Source organism: Clostridioides sp. ZZV15-6383, from assembly GCF_020657735.1.
In the GTDB taxonomy this organism is placed as follows: Bacteria; Bacillota; Clostridia; order Peptostreptococcales; family Peptostreptococcaceae; genus Clostridioides; species Clostridioides difficile_D.
The window spans coordinates 1-2921 of record NZ_JAGWCV010000109.1 but is presented as its reverse complement, the minus strand read 5'-3'; the positions used below and the strand labels follow the sequence as shown (position 1 = coordinate 2921).

The window sequence follows — 2921 nt, the reverse complement described above, 5'->3', positions numbered from 1 at the left end:
CTTAAAATTAATAACTGCTATAGTTATAATAGCTTTCTTAGCTACTGGTAACTTAAACATTTCACTAAAAAAAACAAATGCAAAGCTAGTACCAAAAATAAATCAGAAAAAAGAGGTGTTATAGATGTTACAAATTAAAAATCTTTCAAAGAGTTTCCCTAATCCATACGGTGAACCTAATACTATATTTGAAAATTTATCAATCGACATAGAAGATGGTGAATTTGTAAGTATTATAGGTAGTAATGGAACTGGCAAATCTACTTTATTAAATATAATATCTGGGCTTATAAAAGAATCTTCTGGTCAAATTACATTAGACAACACTACTATAACAAATTTGGCTGAATACAAAAGAACCCAAATAGTAAGTAGAGTTTTTCAAGACCCTAGCCTAGGAACTTGCCCTTCTATGACAGTTAGAGAAAATCTATCTTTAGCACTTAATAAAGGGAAATTATTAAACTTAAAGAAATGTCTTCGTCATAAAACGAATGACTTAGAACACTTACTTGAAGGAATTTCTTTGGATTTAAAAAAATACTTAGATATTAAAGTACAATATCTTTCAGGAGGTCAAAGACAGTCACTATCACTAATTATGTCTAGTTTAGCAAGTCCTAAGGTCCTATTGCTAGATGAACATACAGCAGCACTTGACCCAAAAACATCAAATGAAGTAATTGAGTTAACAGATAAAATCGTAAGGGAAAAAAATATAACTACACTTATGGTGACTCACAACTTAAAACATGCTCTTCAATATGGTGATAGGTTGATAATGCTCCATAAGGGTGAAGTTGTCTTAGATGTAAAAAATAAAGAAAAAGAACAATTAACAGTTGAAGAAATCTTAGAAAAATTTGAATATGCAGTTTAAGAAATAAAAATTCATTTTTAATCAAGCATATTTACAATTTATTATATGAATATATGAACAAATATAATTATTAAATTTTGAGGGAGGAAAATAAAATGATAAAAAGAAAAAAAATATTAAGTTTAATTATAGCAGGAGTACTTGGTGTATCACTGCTTACTGGATGTTCTCAAAATGATGGCTCTAATGCCTCAAATGAAAACGGAAAAACAGATAGCAAGAAACAAAAAAATATAGGTATCACTCAATTGGTAGAACATCCATCTTTAGATAAAGCAAAGAAAGGATTCATAAAATCACTCGAAGACAAAGGCTATAAGGATGGAGATAATATAAAAATAGATTTCCAAAATGCACAAAACGATATGCCTACTACACAAAGTATTGCAAGTAAGTTCGTATCTGACAAAAAAGATTTAATATATGCTATATCTACTCCATCTGCACAAGCAGCTTATAATGCTACTAAAGATATACCTATAATCATGACTGCTGTTACAGACCCTGTAGAAGCTGGACTTGTTAAATCTCTTGAAAAACCAAGTGGAAATGTTTCTGGTACATCTGACTATCTTTCAATTGATAAAACATTAGAATTAGTTAAAACATTGACTCCAAAGGCAAAAAAAATAGGTGTTATATACAATACTAGTGAAGTTAATTCAAAAATCCAAGTTGATTCTCTACATGATTATGCTAAGAAAAATAATTATGAAGTGGTTGAAAAAGGAATCAGTTCCTCAAGTGAAGTCAATCAAGCTATTTCTAGCTTAGTTGGCAAGATAGATGTTTTATATGTTCCTACTGACAATTTAATAGTTTCTTCTATGCCAATAGTTTCTAAAGTTGCTAATGAAAACAAGATTCCTATAATAGCTTCTGAAGAAGGTTCTGTATCTTCTGGTGCTTTAGCTTGTTGTGGAATAGACTATGAAAAACTAGGTTACAAAGCTGGAGAACTTGCTATTGAAGTATTAGAAGGAAAAGCTGTTGGAGATATCCCAGTTACTATGTTAGATGAAACTGAAATAATAATTAACGAAGATACACTAAAAGCTCTTGACATGCAAAAGTTATCAGCAGATAATATAAAGTATATAAAGTCAGATGAAAATACAAAATCTGCAAAATAAAACTTATTAATTTTAAAAAGTAGGTAATATGAAAACTTTATATAATAAGTACTCTTATCCACCCTAACCCTTTGAAAATTGTGCTTATTATAGCAATTTGAATATTGCATATAAAGTTATTCATTTTCCATAAAAGTCGTCTGTATTGACGACTGATTATGAAAGTTATATAACTTTCTAATCACTACTTGAGCTGTCCAAAAGAATTTCAATATTCTTTAGACAGCTTTTTTATAAAATTTAATGGATACATATGTGTATATATTTCATATTCAGTATATATCTTGATAAAATTTCCACATTTCTCTATAACTTAGGATAACGTTTTTTTCAAATAATACATTGATTTAAAAGTATTCTAAGTATACATTACTTAGTATTTTAATTAAATTTAGCAGTTGACTTTTATTAGTGTATAATTTATAATTTATAACAAGTCGAGAATACATATAATTTTCTGGCTAATTAAAATATTAAAAGGGAGAGATAATTATGAATACTTTATTAAACAATAAAAAATATTATTATTACTATAGCCACTATTTTTAGGGTTTGTACCTACGTTTTAACATAGATACAGGCCCCTTAAGACTACTAAAATTTTGGGATTGTATCTATGTTGGCTATGTTGTTTATAGAGTTTTCATTTAACTATATAAGAGCCACATAGATTAAACTATGTGGCTTATTCGTGTTTTTACCACATAGTTTTGTATACTATGTGGTTTTTTTATACACAAAATTAGCAAATAATTAGAATTATAAAAATATTTTCAAAGGAGTGTTTTATTTATGTCAGGTATTATATCTGTAATGACGCAAAGTTTAATTTTATCAATTATGGCACTGGGGGTTTATATAACTTACAAAATCTTAGATTTTCCAGATATGTCTGCTGATGGTAGTTA

General features: G+C 28.0%; 2 protein-coding genes and 1 pseudogene. All 3 read left to right on the top strand.

The genetic code is table 11. From position 1 onward, the window contains the following. Positions 1-124: 124 nt before the first annotated feature. The gene (locus KGF42_RS18810) at positions 125-880 is read left to right on the top strand and encodes an ABC transporter ATP-binding protein (RefSeq protein WP_054272840.1); all 756 of its coding nucleotides are present in this window, start codon (positions 125-127) and stop codon (positions 878-880) included. 95 nt (positions 881-975) lie between these two features. Continuing rightward, entirely contained in the window at positions 976-2013 is a 1038-nt protein-coding gene (locus tag KGF42_RS18805) for an ABC transporter substrate-binding protein (RefSeq protein WP_227826884.1), read from the top strand. Positions 2014-2805: 792 nt separating this feature from the next. Beyond that, positions 2806-2921: pseudogene (locus tag KGF42_RS18800) on the top strand (ABC transporter permease); the annotation flags it as partial.